We start from the raw sequence: 12,652 nt of genomic DNA on the forward strand, positions 1-12,652 counted from the left end.
ACCCACCTCCCCGAGCGCACTCGCCCGCACACCCGATACCGACGAACAGCATTTACTGATAGTTTTCAGACACAGGATGATCGCCCCGTCGCTCTGCCAATTCGTCCTCGTGCGCGCGAACTCGCAGGTAGAGGGCAGCGATCTCAGCCAAAGCCGCAGTCACGGTTTCCTGGACGCCGCTGGTCCCCAGGAAAGCGGCGGCCTCCTCCAGAGCCTCCCGGTCGACTTCCACCAGCCGCTTGACCATTCAATTCACCGTCCCCGGCTCGGCGATCCACTCGACGGACTGACCGGTGACCCGTGCGACGTTCGCGAAATCCCGGTCGTAATGCAGGACAGTCATCCGATGCTCCTCTGCCGTCGCCGCGACGAGCAGATCGATTGCCCCGGCAGAGCGCTGCATTCCCTGTTTCGTCATGTCCTCCTGGACATCCGCCGCTCGATCAATTGCACGATCAGAGATCGGAACCCAGACATAGAAGGCCGCAAAGGTCTCCTGGAGTTGCCGCCGATGCTCCATGGATTGCGCGGTGTAGAGAATTTCCAGCTCGGTCAGGGGACAGAGTGCCAGCCTGCCCGCCGCCATCTGGTCGTTCCATGCCTTCTGCAGCTGAGGCTGGGCCGACAGACGCATGAAGGCGCTCGTGTCGACGAGGTAGGTAGCACTCACCGGCGGTAACTCCGCTTGTCCAAGAAGTCGTCGAAGTCTCCCCTGGCGCCGATCTCCCCCAGAAGCTCGAACGCCTCCACCCGGCGGCGGATCCTGCCGATCTCCCGCAGAGCGGCGTTGATCGTGTCGCTCCAGCCGGATGTCCCCAGAAGCGCGGCCGCGTTGGCGAGAGCCCCTTCGTCGATCTCCACGATGCTGCCTTCGCGCATCAGAACCCCCATACGGTTACCAGCCTCTCCATCGTAGGGACCTAGTTATGCGCCACGTGCGCATACGACAAGGCTAGTCGTTCGCATTGATCGACTCAAGCGGGATCGGGCTGGGAGGATGGGGGCATGCTGGTTGCCTTTTCCGTCACACCGATCGGGGCCGGTGAGTCCGTCGGGGACGCCGTCGCCGAGGCGGTCCGCGTGGTCCGGGCCTCCGGGCTGCCCAACCGGACCGATGCCATGTTCACCACCGTCGAGGGCGAGTGGGACGAGGTGATGGCCGTCGTCAAGCAGGCCGTCGACGCCGTCGCGGCGGTCTCGCCCCGGGTCAGCCTCTCGCTGAAGGCGGATGTCCGCGCGGGTGTCACCGGCGCGCTGACCGCCAAGGTGGAGCACATCGAGCGGGTGCTGGCCGAGTGAGACGTCTGGTGATGTGGGACATCGACTACACCCTGCTCCGCGGCGGCGGTGTGGCGTCGACAGCGTGGAAGGCGGCGTTCACCGAGGTGACCGGCGTGCCCTGGCAGGACACTCCGATCTTCGGCGGCCGCACCGACACGGACATCTGCACCGAGGTGTTCGCGACGCACGGGGTGACCGACTGCACGCACGAGCGGTTCTTCGCCCGCTATGTGGAGACCGTGCACGAGAGCAGGCACGAGTTCGCGATCCAGGGCCACCTGATGCCGGGTGTCCGTGAGGTCCTGGCTCATCTCGGTGCGGACCCGACGGTGGTGCAGACCCTGGTGACCGGCAACGTGCCCCAGGTGGCGGCGATGAAGGTGGCGGCGTTCGGCCTGGACGGCGCGTTCGACGCGGAGATCGGTGGTTACGGCACCGACGACAGTGTGCGGGCGACGCTGGTGCGCCGGTCCCTGGAGCGGGCCCGCGCCAAGTACGGCGAGGATTTCCGCCCGGTGGTGATCGGCGACACGGTCAACGACGTGACGGCAGCGCTGGCCAACGACGCGGTGGCGATCGCGGTGGCGACCGGCGCGACCTCGGCGGCCGAGCTGACCGCCGCGGGCGCCCACGTGGTGCTGCCGGATCTGAGCGATCTGGAGGCCGCGGTGCAGGCTCTCAGAGCCTGAGCTCGGGCGGCGAGCCGGTCCACCGGAGCTGCTCGGGCAGGTGCGACAGGTCGTTGAAGACGATCATCCGGGTCCGCCCGCTGGGGAAGTACCGGATCACGGTGAGCCCGGTGTTGGCCGGGATGACGTCCCGCCACCGCGACTCCGGTGTCTCCAGCGCGTCCCGGACGAACCACGCCACCTGGAAGGCGTGCGTGACGACCAGCTCGTGCCGCTCACTGGGGGACGGGCCGGTGAACCGGGCGATCATCGCGGCGGACGCGGCCGGCTCGTCGGTCGGGAACCGATCGTCGAGCTCGTCGGCGGCCTGGACCGGCACCCCCGGCAGGTGCGCCGAGACGATCGCCGCGGTCCGCACCGCCCGTGGGAGCGGGCTGTGGCTGATCGCCGCGAACGGGACGCCGCTCAGCCGCTCCCCGAGGAGCGCCGCCTGCTGCTCACCGGCGGGGCTCAGCCCCGACTCGTCACCGGTGGCCTCGGCGTGCCGGGCGATCCAGAGGTGGCGCACACCGCTCACGTGGGGCTGACCGGGTTGGGCAGCGCCCCGCCGAAGCGCCGGTCCCGCTGGGCGAAGAGCTCACACGCATACCACAGGTGGCGGCGGTCGAAATCGGGCCAGAGCGTGTCCAGGTAGACCATCTCCGCATACGCCGACTGCCAGAGCAGGAAGTTCGACGTACGCTGCTCGCCGGACGGCCGCAGGAACATGTCCACCTCGGGGATCTCCGGGTGGTAGAGGTATTTCGCGATGGTCTTCTCGTTGACCTTGTCGGCCTTGAGCTTGCCGGCCGCCACGTCCCGGGCGATGGCCGCCGCCGCGTCGGCGATCTCGGCCTGGCCGCCGTAGTTGACGCAGAACTGGAGCGTCAGTTTCGAGTTGCCCCGGCTCATCTCCTCGGCGGTCTGCAGCTCGGAGATGACGCTCTTCCACAGCCGGCCGGCCCGCCCGGACCAGACGACCCGCACACCGAGGTCGACGAGCTGGTCCCGGCGACGGCGGATGACGTCACGGTTGAAGCCCATCAGGAAGCGCACCTCCTCGGGCGAACGCTTCCAGTTCTCCGTGGAGAAGGCGTAGGCCGACAGGTAGGGGATGCCGATCTCGATGGCGCCCTCGATGGTGTCGAAGAGCGAATGCTCCCCCTGCTCGTGCCCCTTGGTCCGGGACAGCCCGCGCTCCTTGGCCCAGCGGCCGTTGCCGTCCATGACGATGGCCACGTGTTTCGGCAGGGCCGCGGAGGGCAGCTGGGGTGGCCGGGCGCCGGATATGTGCGGGGTGGGCGGACGCGGGCTCACGGTTTCAACTCCCGTCGATCGACAAGCGGGAGCGAGCGCAGCGCCCGCTCCATGTGCCACTGCAGGTGGGCGGCGACGAGCCCGCTGCACTCGCGGCGCACCGACGGCGCGGACGCGTCCGCCACCGTCCAGTCGCCGGAGCTGAGGGCGGACATCAGGCCGAGGGTGTCGGGGCTGGGGTGGGCGGAGCCGGGTGGGCGGCAGTCGGGGCAGACCGCGCCACCGGCCGGCACGGAGAACGCCGCGTGCTGGCCGGTGGTGCCGCAGACGGCGCACTCGGTGATCGCCGGGGCCCACCCGGCGAAGGCCATCGCCCGCAGCAGGTAGGCGTCGAGCACCAGGCTGCCCGAGTGCTCCCCGGCGGAGAGGGCCTTGAACGCGCCGAGGGTGAGCTGGAACAGGCGCAGCGCCGGCTCCCGCTCGACCGGGGTGAGGCGCTCGGCGGTCTCGCAGATGGCGCTGGCCGCGGTGTAGCGCGGGTAGTCGGTGAGGAAGCTCTTGCCGTAGAGCGTGACCGCCTCGACCTGGCTGACCGAGTGCAGCGCGCTGCCCACACCCTCGGGGGAGCCGGCGAGCTGGAGATCGATGTGGCCGAACGGCTCGAGCCGGGCGCCGAAGCGGGACGAGGTGCGGCGCACCCCCCGGGCGACGGCGCGCAGGCGGCCGTGCCGGCGGGTCAGCAGGGTGACGATCCGGTCGCTCTCACCGAGTTTCTGCACGCGCAGGACCACCGCGTCGTCGCGGTAGAGCTGGCGGCGGTATCCGGCGGGCACCCCGCCATTCTGCCCCCTGCCTACGACAGACCCTGACCCGGATCTCAGGGTCGTCTAGGGGACGGGACCGATGGTTTCCTCCGGGCCGCCAAAATAGCGTCAGGACATGACCCGCAGAGTTGCCCTGATCCTCGCCGCCGTCTCGGTGGGCGCCCTCGCCGGCTGTGACGGCGTGGTGGGCGCTCGGATGACCTTCGACGACACCGAGCCCGCCAAGGTCACCGAGGTCGTGCTGACCGGTGGCGCCAGCAACGTCACGGTGGAGGCGGACGCCTCGGCCACCGGGACACGCATTCAACGGGTGATCTACGGCGGCACCGCTCCGGGCGGCTCCTACGCCCTGGCCGGCGGTGTGCTCACCCTGGACGGCGACTGCGGCCGCGACTGCCGGGTCGACTTCGTGATCACCACGCCACCGGGTGCGGCGGTCAGGGGCGAGCTGCGTTCCGGCGACGTGCTGCTCCGAGGGACCGGTCCGGTCGATCTGAAACTGACGTCCGGCGACGTGGTGGTGGAGAACGGCACCGGTCCGGTCAAGGTGCGGACGACATCGGGTGATCTCAACGTGATCGGCGGCAAGGAGGTCAGCCTCGAGTCGCATTCCGGCGATCTCTCCGTGCTGGATGTGACCGGTCCGGTGACGGCCAAGGCGACCTCCGGCAACATCGATCTGAAGCTGTCCGCGGCGGCGTCCGTGACCGCGTCGGTGAGCAGCGGCGACATCGACCTGATGGTGCCCGCCGGCGACTACCGGGTGCGGGCCGTGAGCGGCTCCGGCGATCAGGAGGTCTTCGGGATCACCGACGACCCGACCTCCGACAAGGTGCTGGAGTTGCGGACGGGCAGCGGCGACCTCCGGGTCACCGGAGGCTGACGGCCGGCTCCGGCGCGGTCCGCCCGGCCGGAGCGGGCGACACGGGGATGGGGATCCGCCGGCCGGGCAGCAGCACCGGGGGCCGGCCGGCGGCCACGTCCTCGATCCAGCCGAAGGCCGCGACCAGGCCGGCCAGCAGGATCGTGACGATGGTGAGCCGCCAGCTGATGCCGACCCAGCCGATGATCGGCAGGCCATGCCTCTCGCCGAACCCGGTGACCGCCACGACGACCGGCACGTGCCACAGATAGATCGTGAGCGCGCGGGCGTTGAGCACGGTCAGCACCCGGTTCCCGCTGATCACCGGCCGCACGCAGCCGAGGACGACCAGGATGAAGGCGGCCGACCAGAGGGCGTTGCCGAGGGGGATGTCGTTGAGGTCCCAGCCGCGCGGGCTGGGATGGGTGGCGATCCAGGCGACGGCCGCGACGGCGACGGCCGCGGCGATGCCGAGCAGCCGCCGGCGGCCGAGCCGTTCGAGGTGGCCGTCGTGGTGGGCGAAACCGAGCAGCCACGCTCCGCCGTAGAGGGCGAGGCCCTGCGCGACCGGCGGCACGGTCAGCCCGGCCACCGTGATCACGATCAGGGAGACGTACGGAACGAGGAGCGTGACCAGCGGAAACCGGCGGTAGACGGGCAGCACCAGCGGTGAGAGCAGCACCATCCAGAGGAAGTCACGCAGGTACCAGGTGTGGCCGAGGCCCTGGATCCACCAGCCGGTCGCCTCCGGCGTGTCGATCGGGAAGCCCCAGAGCAGCAGCATCGGGTTCCACGTGGAGGTGCCGGTCGCCAGCATGGTGGTCACGGCGATCGCGGCGATGGCCCACAGCGACGGCAGCAGCCGGCGGATCCGTCGCTCGACCGCCCACACCCCGAAACGGTCGAGCGACGCCGCCATCAGTGACCCCGCCAGTGCGAACATCACCGACATCGCGGGCAGGACCACAGTGAACGCGGCCCACCCCGTGATGTGGTAGATCACGACCCGGACGGTCGCCACGGCACGCAGCAGGTCCAGGTACCGATTTCGCATGGACCAAGGTGTTACCCGCGCCGAGTCAACCTGTGCAAACTATGGTGAATTTCACCATAGTCAGCGAATGTCCAAGTTTCGATCAGAAACCGAGCTTACGCAGCTGTTTGGGATCGCGCTGCCATTCCTTGGCCACTCGAACGTGCAGGTCCAGATAGATCCGTCGGCCCAGCAGCTGTTCGATCTCCGCGCGGGCCCGCGTGCCGACCTCCTTGAGCCTTGCGCCGCGGGTGCCGATCACGATCGACTTCTGACTGTCGCGTTCCACGTAGATGTCCGCGAAGATCCGGGTGAGGTTGCCCTCGACCAGCATCTCCTCGACGAGCACGGCGATCGAGTGGGGCAGTTCGTCGCGCACACCCTCCAGCGCGGACTCGCGGATCAGCTCGGCGATCAGCACCTGCTCGGGCTCGTCGGTGAGCACGTCGTCCGGGTAGAGCTGCGGTGACTCCGGCATGTGACGGACCATGACGTCGGTCAGGGTCTCCACCTGGTGCCCGGAGACCGCGCTGACCGGGACGATCTCGGCGAAGTCGTACAGCTCGGAGACGGCGAGCAGCCGCTGCGCCAGGGTCTGCGGATCGACCAGGTCCACCTTGGTCACCACCGCGATGACCTTGGCCTTCAGCTCGCTGATCTCCGACGAGATGAACCGGTCACCACGCCCGATCGGCTCGTCCGCCGGGAAGCACACCCCGATCACGTCGACCTCGCTCCACACCTCGCGGACCAGGTCGTTGAGCCGCTCGCCGAGCAGCGTGCGGGGGCGGTGCAGACCCGGCGTGTCGACCAGCACGAGCTGCGCGTCCGGCCGGTGCAGGATGCCGCGGATCACGTGCCGGGTGGTCTGCGGCTTGTTCGAGGTGATCGCGATCTTCTGGCCGACGATGGCGTTGGTCAGGGTCGATTTGCCGGCGTTGGGCCTTCCGACAAAACAGGCAAAACCCGCGCGGTAGACGTCGTCTTGCGGTGCGGCGACACGCGCGGCCTTGTGCCGGTGCTTCTTCTGCGAAAACCCTTTCCCGGTACGGACGTCGCCATCCCCGGGAGCACCAGCCCGTCCCCGGGAGCCGCCGGCGATCCCGGCCTTACCCGCAGGTCCGGTCGGACCACCGCCTCCACGGGCCGCCGTCGCGTCCTGCCCGTCGACTGAACCGCCGCTACGGGGCTTCTTCACACCCGGCGCGTCGGCGGAACCGCCTCTACGGGGCGTTTTCGCACCCTGGCGGTCGGCGGAACCGGCCCCACGGGACGCCTTCGTGCCCTGACCGTCGGCAGCGCCGGCTCTACGCGTACCGGAGAAGCCGGAAGCCCTGCCCCCGGCAGACCCGCCGGGCTTGCGCCCACGCTGGTCCCCGGCCTGCTCCTCGGCCCGCCGGGCCGCCCTGCGCTCCTGCCGCCGCTGCTCGTTGCGCTCCCCCGCGGTGAGACGCCGCTCACCCTGCGCGGGCCGCTGCTCCCTCGAGGCCGAACCCGAACCCGAGGCCGCGGCCGGACGCGGCGAACCGGAACCCGAACGCCGTTCCCGCTTCTCGTCGGCCATCACTGGACCGTGCCGGACACGACGCCGTCCGGGCCCGCCAGATGCACCGGCGCACCGGCCGCGAGGTCACGCACCGCGGCAAGCCCGGCGCTCTCCACCTCACCCGCCCCGGTGACGACCGCTGCCGCCTCCAGCGCGGTGGCCCCCGACGACACGGCCTGCGCCACGGCGAGCTGCAGCGCGCTCAACGCCAGGCTGGGAAGGTTCACCGAAGCGGCCGCATAGGTGCGGCCGTCCTGGTCGCGCACCGCCGCGCCCTCGGCCGCACCCACACGGGTCCGGGAATGGCGCGCGAGGGTCACCAGCTTGGCGTCCTCGGCGCTCAGCGCATTGTCGGCAACGTACTGCTCAGGCATCGGCGGGTTGTCTTTCCTCGTTCTCGGCAACGTTCTCGTCGTCCTGCTCGGCTCCGGGCTCCGGACGGATCCGGCGCACCAGCACCGAGTCGATCCTGTTCCGCCGGCCGGTGGTGCCTTCGGCGGTCAGGTGCAGGCCCCTGACCTCTGCTTTCGCGCCGGGGATCGGCACCCGGCCCAGTGTCTGGGCGAGCAGCCCACCGACCGTCTCGACCTCGTCGGCGGGCAGCTCGACGCCGAACACGTCGCCGAGGTCCTCGATCGGCAGGCGGGCCGCGACACGGACCGCCCCGTCGTCGAGGTGCTCGATCGGCGGGCGCTCCACGTCGTACTCGTCGGTGATCTCGCCGACGATCTCCTCCAGGATGTCCTCGATGGTGACCAGGCCGGCGGTGCCACCGTACTCGTCGACGACGATGACCAGGTGGTTGCGGGCGGCCTGCATCTCGGAGAGCAGATCGTCGACCGGTTTCGACTCGGGCACGAAGTTGGCCGGGCGCATCGCGTCGGCGACCGCCTGCGCGGTGGCGGCCGGGTCGCCGTTCTGCGTACGCCGGATCACGTCTTTCAGGTAGAGCACGCCCAGCACGTCGTCGACGCTCTCCCCGATCACCGGGATCCGGGAGAACCCGGACCGCAGGAAGAGGTAGAGCGCCTGTTGCAGGGTCTTGGCCGCCTCGATCCACACCATCTCGGTCCGCGGGACCATCACCTCGCGGGCGATGGTGTCACCCAGCGTGAACACCGAGTGGATCATCTCGCGCTCGCCGTGCTCCACGACACCGCGCTGCTCGGCCAGGTCGACCAGCTCACGCAACTCCACCTGACTGCCGAACGGTCCCTCCGGGAATCCCTTGCCGGGGGTCACCGCGTTACCGATCAGGATCAACAGCTTGGCCAGCGGGTTGAGGACCTTGCCCAGCCAGCGCACCAGCGGGGCGGTCGCCCGGCCCACCGCGTAGGCGTGCTGGCGGCCGAGGGTCCGTGGGGCCACCCCCACCACGACGAAGCTCACCAGCGTCATCGCACCCGCCGACACCAGAGCGGCCTGCCAGCCGACACCCCAGGTGTCGACGGCCACCAGGGCCACCAGGGTGGTCGCGGTCAGCTCACAGAGCAGCCGCAGCAGGAGCAGCAGGTTGACGTAGCGCACCACGTCGGAGGCGACCGCGGCCAGAGCGCCGGCACCGCGTTTCCCCTCCCGGGCCAGCTCGGTGGCCCGGGCGTGGGAGACGGTCGCCAGTGCGGCATCCGTCATCGAGGCCAGGCCGGCGAGGAGAACCAGCAGGACCGCGAGGATGATCAGTTGCAGATCCGGTAGGCCGGCCGAGGCGGGGTCCATGATCAGCCGGCTTTGCGTCCGGCACGCCAGCTCTGGAGCAGCTTGTTCTGGAGAGCGAACATCTCCCGCTCCTCCTCCGGCTCGGCATGGTCGTAACCGAGCAGGTGCAGCGCGCCGTGGACGGTCAGCAGGTGCAGCTCGTCGGCGGCGGCGTGACCGGCGACGGTGGCCTGCTTGGCGGCCACCTCCGGTGAGAGCACGATGTCGCCGAGCAGCGCCGGCTCACCGGCCCCGGACTCGCCGGGGCCGTGGTCGACGCTGCCCTCGTCCATCGGGAAGGCGAGCACGTCGGTCGGGCCGTCGCTGCCCATCCACCGATGGTTCAGCTCGGCCATGTAGTCGATGTCGACGAGCAGGATCGACAGCTCGGCGAGCGGGTTGACCCCCATCTCGTCCAGGGCGTGCCGGGCAACCGCGAGAATCGCGTCGGTGTCGACCTCGACTCCCGACTCGTTGGCGATCTCGATGGACATAGTGGTGCGATTACCCCTTGTGTATCAGCGCCGTCGGCCCGGGGACCGGCCACCGCTGGCGGCCCGGCCCGGCACGGCGTGGACGGATTGTGCTGCCTGTTGCTCCTGCACCGCGTCGAAGCGGGCGTAGGCGTCGACGATCTCGGCGACCAGCCGGTGGCGCACCACGTCGGAGCTGGACAGCTCCGCGAAGTGCACGTCCTCGACGTCGCGCAGGATCTCCCGGACGACCTTGAGGCCACTGCTGGTGCCGCCGGGCAGGTCGACCTGGGTGACGTCGCCGGTGACCACGATCTTCGCCCCGAACCCGAGACGCGTCAGGAACATCTTCATCTGCTCGGGCGTCGTGTTCTGCGCCTCGTCCAGGATGATGAACGCGTCGTTGAGGGTGCGGCCACGCATGTACGCCAGCGGCGCGACCTCGATCGTCCCGGCCGCCATGAGGCGCGGGATGGTCTCCGGGTCGAGCATGTCGTGCAGGGCGTCGTAGAGCGGCCGCAGATAGGGGTCGATCTTCTCGGTCAGCGTGCCCGGCAGGAAGCCGAGCCGCTCCCCCGCCTCGACCGCCGGCCGGGTCAGGATGATCCGGTTGATCTGCTTGGCCTGGAGTGCCTGGACCGCCTTGGCCATCGCCAGATACGTCTTACCGGTACCGGCGGGGCCGATGCCGAAGACGATCGTGTTCTTGTCGATGGCGTCGACGTAGTGTTTCTGACCCAGGGTCTTGGGCCGGATGGTGCGCCCGCGCCGGGACAGGATGTTGAGGGTGAGCACCTCGGCCGGCCGCTCCGTGGTGTTCTCCTGGAGCATGCGGAGGGTGCGGCGGACGGCGTCGACGGTGAGGGTCTCGCCCTTCTCGATGAGCTCGATCAGCTCGGAGAAGAGGCGCTCGGCCGTCGCGTTCTCAGCCGGATCGCCGGTGATGGTGATCTCGTTGCCGCGGACGTGCACGTCGCTGTCGAGAGTGCGCTCGATGAGCCGGAGGATCTCGTCCTTGGCGCCGAGCAGGTTCACCATGATCTTCGGATCGCTCACCGAGATCTTGGTCTGCGCCCGCACCGGGCTGGTCGAGCCAGTGCTGGATTCGTTCGGCGTACCGGTCATAGGGTGGCCCGAAGGGCCTCCGCCACCTGCTCTCTTCTTCATCGCCGTCCGGGTCGGGCGGCTCGCTCAAGGATCGTGCCATCCTATCCGCTCGCCCGCCCGCACGCCGATGCCATTATCGCCGGTCCGCTATTCGGGGCCGTCGGTCGCCCGCCCTCCGTCGAAAGCCTCCTGGGCCCGGGTGAAGCGGTAGGTCGCCCAGTGCATCCGGGCCACCCCGCCACGATCGTCGCGGGTCAGCCGCAGCAGTTCGCCGGCCTCCCGTCCGGAGATCGTCCGCAGCACGTCGACCTCGTCCGGCAGGGACTCGAAGATCGCCGGCGGGCGGCTCGCCGGCGCGTCCACCGCACGTGCCTGCAACCGGCCGTCATGCCAGGAGAAGACGAACTCCATCCCCTCGCTCCACCAGCGGCCCAGCACCGGGCGGTAGGTGGCCGGCGCCGGTGGGGCCGGGCGCCACGGCCGGATCTCCGCCGGGTCCGAGTCGACGGCGATCCGCAGCAGCTCGTGCACCAGCTCGTTGGTCTGCCAGGCCGTCCCGGACGAGCCGAGCACCGCGCAGCCGAGCGCACCCGGGTTGCCGTCGCCGCCGCGCCGTCCGTAGACGCCGGCCAGGAAGCCCGGCATCGCCCCGTCGTGGCCGACGTGCACGACCCGGTGCGGTTCCGGCACGAGGATCAGGCCGAGACCGAACCCGAGCGCCCAGAGGTTCTCGTCGGTGGTGGTCAGCGGCCAGCGCATCTCGTCGACGGTGGCGGCGGCCAGCACCCGGCCGGCCGGGTCGACGATCTCCGGGCTGGCCAGGAACGCCGCCCAGCGGGCCATGTCGCCGGCGGTGCTCCAGATCTGGGCGGCGGGCGCGAGACCGGCCACGTCGACCGGGGGCTCCGGGCGGGCCGCGTCGGAGTACGCGTCGACCAGGTAGCCGATCGCGGCCTGCTCCGGCCGGGCGACGGTGGTGGCGGCCAGTCCCAGCGGGGCCAGGATCCGCTCCTGCACGATCTCGGCCCAGGTGCCGCCGCGCAGTTTGGCGACGAGCTGGCCGAGGACTGCGAGGCCGAGGTTGGAGTAGTGGAAGCGCCGGGCGTTGGGCAGGACCCGCTCGGCCCGGTCGAGTTCGGCGAGCATCCGGCCGGCGTCCGGGGCGAGCAGGCTGTCCCAGACGTCGCCGTACGGCTCCCGCTGGTATCCGGCGGTGTGCGAGAGCAGCCGCCGGATGGTGGCGTCGCCGTGCGCGGGCAGGTCGAGGTAGGCCGAGACCGGCTGGTCGAGGTCGATCAGCCCGTCGTCACGGGCCTGCATGACCAGGACCGCGGTGAACGTCTTGGTGACCGAGCCGATCCGGAACCGGGTGTCCGGCCCGAGCGGGTGCCCGGGGTTGCCGGAGTCACCGACGGTGAAGACCCACGGCTCCCGGTCGGCACGGTGCAGCGCGACGGCGAGGGCGGGGATCCGGCCGTCGGCCTGGGCCCGGCGGACGGCCCGCTCGTAACGCGGGGCCGGCGTGCTCACGGGCGGGCCAGCATCGGGCCGAGCGGCACCCCGCCGACGACGTGCGCGTGCACGTGGAAGACCTCCTGGCCGCCGTGTTCCCCGGTGTTGAAGATGACCCGGAAGCCGTCGGCCAGGCCCTCGAGCTCGGCGACCTTCGCGGCGGTGGCCAGCACGTCGGCGGCCGCGGCCGGGTCGGCGGCGAGCTCGATCACGTTCGCGTGGTGGGCGACCGGGATGACCAGGACGTGCGTGGGCGCCTTGGGGTCGATGTCCCGGAAGGCGACGGTGGTCGCGGTGCGGTGCACGACGGTCGCGGGGATCTCGCCGGCCACGATCCGGCAGAACAGGCAGGAGTTTTCCACCTGACGGATCTTATGGGCCCCGGGTGGGCTTA

Annotated in this window: 16 protein-coding genes and 1 pseudogene; 3 read left to right on the top strand and 14 right to left on the bottom strand. The window is 70.4% G+C overall.

From position 1 onward, the window contains the following. Positions 1-52: 52 nt before the first annotated feature. Genes ACFO0C_RS46095 through ACFO0C_RS46105 form a run of 3 tightly spaced genes read right to left on the bottom strand, consistent with a single transcriptional unit; the run spans position 53 to position 879 of the window. A complete protein-coding gene (locus tag ACFO0C_RS46095; protein WP_378073225.1) occupies positions 53-247 on the bottom strand; it encodes a hypothetical protein in 195 nt (64 codons plus the stop codon). Further along, a complete protein-coding gene (locus ACFO0C_RS46100) occupies positions 248-670 on the bottom strand; it encodes a PIN domain nuclease (protein WP_378073226.1) in 423 nt (140 codons plus the stop codon). Beyond that, the gene (locus tag ACFO0C_RS46105) at positions 667-879 is read right to left on the bottom strand and encodes a DUF2191 domain-containing protein (RefSeq protein WP_378073227.1); all 213 of its coding nucleotides are present in this window, start codon (positions 877-879) and stop codon (positions 667-669) included. Before ACFO0C_RS46105 ends, ACFO0C_RS46100 begins: the two co-directional genes overlap by 4 nt. A 126-nt stretch (positions 880-1,005) precedes the next feature. Between ACFO0C_RS46105 and ACFO0C_RS46110 the strand changes: the two genes are divergently transcribed. Both ACFO0C_RS46110 and ACFO0C_RS46115 read left to right on the top strand, forming a co-directional pair. Next, positions 1,006-1,299, top strand: coding sequence for an MTH1187 family thiamine-binding protein (locus ACFO0C_RS46110; protein ID WP_378073228.1), 294 nt, complete (start codon positions 1,006-1,008; stop codon positions 1,297-1,299). Next, on the top strand, positions 1,296-1,970 hold the full coding sequence (locus ACFO0C_RS46115) for an HAD family hydrolase (RefSeq protein ID WP_378073229.1): 675 nt from the start codon (positions 1,296-1,298) through the stop codon (positions 1,968-1,970). The genes ACFO0C_RS46110 and ACFO0C_RS46115 overlap by 4 nt, the downstream gene beginning before the upstream one ends. Here ACFO0C_RS46115 and ACFO0C_RS46120 read toward each other — a convergent pair. Genes ACFO0C_RS46120 through recO form a run of 3 tightly spaced genes read right to left on the bottom strand, consistent with a single transcriptional unit; the run spans position 1,960 to position 4,039 of the window. Next, positions 1,960-2,478, bottom strand: a complete 519-nt coding sequence (locus tag ACFO0C_RS46120; RefSeq protein WP_378073230.1) for a histidine phosphatase family protein — start codon at positions 2,476-2,478, stop codon at positions 1,960-1,962. The two genes, ACFO0C_RS46115 and ACFO0C_RS46120, sit on opposite strands and share 11 nt — an antisense overlap. Positions 2,479-2,483: 5 nt before the next feature. Continuing rightward, positions 2,484-3,266, bottom strand: coding sequence for an isoprenyl transferase (locus ACFO0C_RS46125; RefSeq protein WP_378073231.1), 783 nt, complete (start codon positions 3,264-3,266; stop codon positions 2,484-2,486). After that, a complete protein-coding gene (gene recO / locus ACFO0C_RS46130; RefSeq protein WP_378073232.1) occupies positions 3,263-4,039 on the bottom strand; it encodes a DNA repair protein RecO in 777 nt (258 codons plus the stop codon). The genes ACFO0C_RS46125 and recO overlap by 4 nt, the downstream gene beginning before the upstream one ends. 106 nt (positions 4,040-4,145) lie before the next feature. On the opposite strand from recO, the gene ACFO0C_RS46135 reads away from it, so the two are divergent. Next, on the top strand, positions 4,146-4,913 hold the full coding sequence (locus tag ACFO0C_RS46135) for a DUF4097 family beta strand repeat-containing protein (protein WP_378073233.1): 768 nt from the start codon (positions 4,146-4,148) through the stop codon (positions 4,911-4,913). Here the strand turns inward: ACFO0C_RS46135 and ACFO0C_RS46140 are convergent. The 8 genes and pseudogenes from ACFO0C_RS46140 to ACFO0C_RS46175 all read right to left on the bottom strand — a co-directional run bounded on the left by ACFO0C_RS46140 (position 4,900) and on the right by ACFO0C_RS46175 (position 12,620). Next, positions 4,900-5,946, bottom strand: coding sequence for an acyltransferase family protein (locus ACFO0C_RS46140; protein WP_378073234.1), 1,047 nt, complete (start codon positions 5,944-5,946; stop codon positions 4,900-4,902). The genes ACFO0C_RS46135 and ACFO0C_RS46140 overlap by 14 nt on opposite strands. A gap of 82 nt (positions 5,947-6,028) precedes the next feature. Then, positions 6,029-6,907, bottom strand: a pseudogene (gene era / locus ACFO0C_RS46145) (GTPase Era); the annotation flags it as partial. A 581-nt stretch (positions 6,908-7,488) separates the two neighbouring features. Further along, positions 7,489-7,845 carry a cytidine deaminase gene (locus tag ACFO0C_RS46150; RefSeq protein WP_378073235.1) on the bottom strand — a complete coding sequence of 119 codons (357 nt, stop codon included), beginning with the start codon at positions 7,843-7,845 and terminating at the stop codon, positions 7,489-7,491. Further along, positions 7,838-9,187: a hemolysin family protein gene (locus tag ACFO0C_RS46155; RefSeq protein WP_378073236.1), complete on the bottom strand. Its 1,350-nt coding sequence runs from the start codon at positions 9,185-9,187 to the stop codon at positions 7,838-7,840. Before ACFO0C_RS46155 ends, ACFO0C_RS46150 begins: the two co-directional genes overlap by 8 nt. A 2-nt stretch (positions 9,188-9,189) precedes the next feature. After that, positions 9,190-9,660 (bottom strand): rRNA maturation RNase YbeY, encoded by a 471-nt coding sequence (gene ybeY, locus ACFO0C_RS46160; protein WP_093621525.1) that lies wholly within the window; start codon positions 9,658-9,660, stop codon positions 9,190-9,192. A 24-nt stretch (positions 9,661-9,684) separates the two neighbouring features. Next, positions 9,685-10,764 (bottom strand): PhoH family protein, encoded by a 1,080-nt coding sequence (locus ACFO0C_RS46165; protein ID WP_378073237.1) that lies wholly within the window; start codon positions 10,762-10,764, stop codon positions 9,685-9,687. A 129-nt stretch (positions 10,765-10,893) separates the two neighbouring features. Next, positions 10,894-12,276: a serine hydrolase domain-containing protein gene (locus ACFO0C_RS46170; RefSeq protein ID WP_378073238.1), complete on the bottom strand. Its 1,383-nt coding sequence runs from the start codon at positions 12,274-12,276 to the stop codon at positions 10,894-10,896. Then, positions 12,273-12,620 carry an HIT domain-containing protein gene (locus ACFO0C_RS46175; RefSeq protein WP_378073239.1) on the bottom strand — a complete coding sequence of 116 codons (348 nt, stop codon included), beginning with the start codon at positions 12,618-12,620 and terminating at the stop codon, positions 12,273-12,275. The genes ACFO0C_RS46170 and ACFO0C_RS46175 overlap by 4 nt, the downstream gene beginning before the upstream one ends. Between the last annotated feature and the right edge of the window lie 32 nt (positions 12,621-12,652).

The sequence above is a fragment of the Actinoplanes subglobosus genome (genome assembly GCF_042650585.1).
Classification (GTDB): Bacteria; Actinomycetota; Actinomycetes; order Mycobacteriales; family Micromonosporaceae; genus Actinoplanes; species Actinoplanes subglobosus.

Bases quoted from the DNA above. Each gene is read 5' to 3' on its own strand.
- ACFO0C_RS46135 (WP_378073233.1), top strand. From the start codon at position 4,146: ATGACCCGCAGAGTTGCCCTGATCCTCGCCGCCGTCTCGGTGGGCGCC.
- ACFO0C_RS46095 (WP_378073225.1), bottom strand. From the start codon at position 247: ATGGTCAAGCGGCTGGTGGAAGTCGACCGGGAGGCTCTGGAGGAGGCC.
- ACFO0C_RS46110 (WP_378073228.1), top strand. From the start codon at position 1,006: ATGCTGGTTGCCTTTTCCGTCACACCGATCGGGGCCGGTGAGTCCGTC.
- ybeY (WP_093621525.1), bottom strand. From the start codon at position 9,660: ATGTCCATCGAGATCGCCAACGAGTCGGGAGTCGAGGTCGACACCGAC.
- ACFO0C_RS46105 (WP_378073227.1), bottom strand. From the start codon at position 879: ATGCGCGAAGGCAGCATCGTGGAGATCGACGAAGGGGCTCTCGCCAAC.
- ACFO0C_RS46155 (WP_378073236.1), bottom strand. From the start codon at position 9,187: ATGGACCCCGCCTCGGCCGGCCTACCGGATCTGCAACTGATCATCCTC.
- ACFO0C_RS46140 (WP_378073234.1), bottom strand. From the start codon at position 5,946: ATGCGAAATCGGTACCTGGACCTGCTGCGTGCCGTGGCGACCGTCCGG.
- ACFO0C_RS46165 (WP_378073237.1), bottom strand. From the start codon at position 10,764: ATGACCGGTACGCCGAACGAATCCAGCACTGGCTCGACCAGCCCGGTG.
- ACFO0C_RS46150 (WP_378073235.1), bottom strand. From the start codon at position 7,845: ATGCCTGAGCAGTACGTTGCCGACAATGCGCTGAGCGCCGAGGACGCC.